The sequence below is a fragment of the Vibrio sp. ER1A genome, from assembly GCF_000733315.1.
Taxonomy (GTDB): domain Bacteria; phylum Pseudomonadota; class Gammaproteobacteria; order Enterobacterales; family Vibrionaceae; genus Vibrio; species Vibrio mediterranei.
The window spans coordinates 1-3,012 of the sequence record NZ_JPJA01000013.1; the positions used below are offsets into that span (position 1 = coordinate 1).

Genomic DNA, 3,012 nt, shown 5'->3' on the forward strand with positions numbered 1-3,012 from the left:
ATGATGCGGCCTTACAACTAGGGGTTTTGCGCCCATTTCAGCGAAAAGTCCAATGTGAGCCTACAGCTCTTTATTTATAAGGGCTGTAGGGAATGGCTTATTTTCTAACACCCTTCTTAGGCCACCAGTTCGACCATGCTCTCCTCTCTCCAAGGCTCTAAGTTCTCAAGCAGTTTCTCTAGAACAATATTGTCTTTCTGAATACCAAAGGTGTAATTACCGGCAAGTTGGATATGACGCCATGCGACTGGAGATAAACCCGCTATCAGATTCACCACCTCCTGATTACCTTCTTGCTCAAACTTATCAATCAGACTGGATAGCAAGGCCGAGTTATAATAAATGATGCAGTTAGCAATAATTCTCGCACAATCATTCCATTGATCTATCTGATAATCATTACCTCCACGGAATTGATTTCCATTGATTGAAGCAATAGCTCGACGTAGTTGGTGGTAGGCTTCGCCACGGTTCAAAGCTTGCTGGACAAACTGTCGCAGGACTTTATCGTCAACATAATCGAGTACATAAAGGCACTTAATGATTCGGTCATACTCTCTAAGTGCGGCTAATGTTCGACTGTTCTGTTTACCATTCGACAGCTTGGTAATGATCGTACTTTGTGTCGTTGTCTTACGACTTAACGAGCAAATGATCCTTTGAATATTTTCCCACTCACGTTTGATTAGTGAGGTGTTAAACGGTCGGCGCAGCTTTAATGATACGGCTTCTCCATGCTCTATTTCGAACAAATCATGGAAGACATATTTAAATTTGGCGTATCGTGGCGCGAATTGGTAACCAAATAAGTCAAGGATCGCAAAGTTGACGTTATTGACCCCATGAGTATCGGTTGCTAACGCTTTAGGCTGAATATCGCTGCTATTGTTATAGAGCAAATCAAAAGCATGATGTCCTTCATACTCGTTAGCTGAAATTATCTTGGTGTTGATTGGCACATGGTTTGACACCAACGTTAGGGCGGATACCCCTTTACCCTTACGGAAGTATTTTGCTGAAAATCGAGCTTTGAATGTATTGATACGGCAGGCATGCTTTTGACCATCAATACTACCAAAGGGGGTGGACTCATTGATTGTGTAATGTTTAAAGATTGGAAGTTTTGCCAGCGAATCTGAAATCACATCATTGGCATCGCTTGTCGTCTCCGGCCGAATATACCCATCATTTACGGCCCTCAGAACACCAATGGCTCGATCAGATATCGATGACATATGATGCAATCCATAATTAGAGCCATTGCCAAAGATACAAGCGAGTAAGTCTTCTTCTCTCGCCTTACTCCCTAGCTTCTTAGTTCCGATACTTTTGAAGGCATCTAAGTAACCGGTTCTCTGATTTACGTAATCCATAATTTCGATAATGCCCATATGTTGAAGTTGGTTGTAAATCGGGTTATCAAGATCGTCTTTCCAACGCTTATTGGCTAACTTCCAAGTGAGCTGGTTGGTGCGAGGTTGATGGATAACAAAATCATTGGCTCCATCATTGATATTACGGCTGACTTGAGACATTTTGTGACGTACGGATTTTGTTAATGTCGCAAGGGTTTGCTCGATAGGAGCAATCAACTTATCTAACCCTGTATTGGCAACAAGATTTTCATTCTTTTTCCATTCAGTTATAGGGATAAGATCATCTTCGAGACGTTTGTTTTTCGCACTTTCATTAACAAATATATGGTTGCTATCAAGCATTCGAGAGACTTTCTGGTACAAGTAATGTTCAAAACGTCGATAGTTAACGCCTTCCTTATCAACGATATAGTCTTTGTCCTGCTTAAGAAGTAACCTTTGGTCTGCAGTACAAAGGTGCTTTTCTTTTTGAAGCTCTGATTTTGCTACTTGTAATTGCGTAGAAAGTAATGTCTGACCGGGTTCACATTCAATATCTATCGCTAGAAAAAGGGGTCTAATCGAGTTTGAGATCTTTCTATATTGGCTGTCAATGTATTGCCACTCGTATTGTCGCTTATCAAAATTTTCCTTATTTAAGTGCTGACTAATGAGCTGGATTTCATCTTTGGAGAGCTTTTCAAAGGCATTTTGCCGAATATCACCAAATTGAGTCTGGTCACTGACGGAGTCATCGACAAATAGTCCAAGGAGGTGACCGGCGTGGGTCAACTTGTCTCTGACCACTTCAAGCTCATCTGCAATCCGTTGTTTAGCGGCGGCAGAGGCGGATTCCCTTAGTTTTCTGGTCACATATTGAAAAGCAGTGACTAACTTATCATTCGTTTCTTGATAACGAAAAAACAAGTAGCACACGATGTATAGCATCCCTTGCCATTCAGGAGAACGGCGGATCTTATAGATAGATTGGTGTCGAATAATAGACGCGTAGTACGTTAAGTTTCCTTGCGATAACCCTAGTTCATTGATGAGTCCTTTTATCTCCTGATACACACTTCTTATTGTATTGTGCGTTTCAATTTCACGCATGAGTTCCGATGGGGTGAAGTCTTTCGCTGAGCCTTTCTGCGCAGAAAGTTGATTCAAGCGCCCTTTGGTATGCAGTATTTTTTTAAGTTGCATATGAGTGGTGTCTGACATGGAGCTTGAGAGAATGGACTCTGTCCTCTTCCTCTCACTGGCTAGGACGGACGTGATCATGGTTTGTAATGTTGAATAAGCGGCTAAGCCAATGCGTTTTTGGCCAAAGAAGGCTAAGCATTCATCAAAAATATACTTGGGATAGGTGCAAATCGTTGCCACATCTTGTAGACGTTCTAGCAGCGATTTTTCATCTACCTTAGAGAATCGAGTAAATCCAAGGATTTCGTACATCTTCAATATCAATGTTGCTCGAGTACTTTTGGCAATGAGCGGGTATTTGGGTTTTCTGGTTGGAAAGTAAGTCGCGTAAAGGTAATCGACGTCTTGCTTAACATCTCGCAATCTGAACTTCGGTACGACTGGCTTAGCTCGGAAGTACCCAATAAGAAGCAGTAAGTAGATTCGAGTTTCAACCTTCCCCAAGTTTGATAGC

1 protein-coding gene is annotated in these 3,012 nt (G+C 41.8%); it reads right to left on the minus strand.

Annotated elements, in window-relative coordinates; translation table 11 throughout:
* Positions 1-116: 116 nt before the first annotated feature.
* Positions 117-3,012: Tn3 family transposase (locus HW45_RS02710; RefSeq protein ID WP_152559601.1), on the minus strand; the 2,896-nt coding region annotated here is incomplete at its 5' end.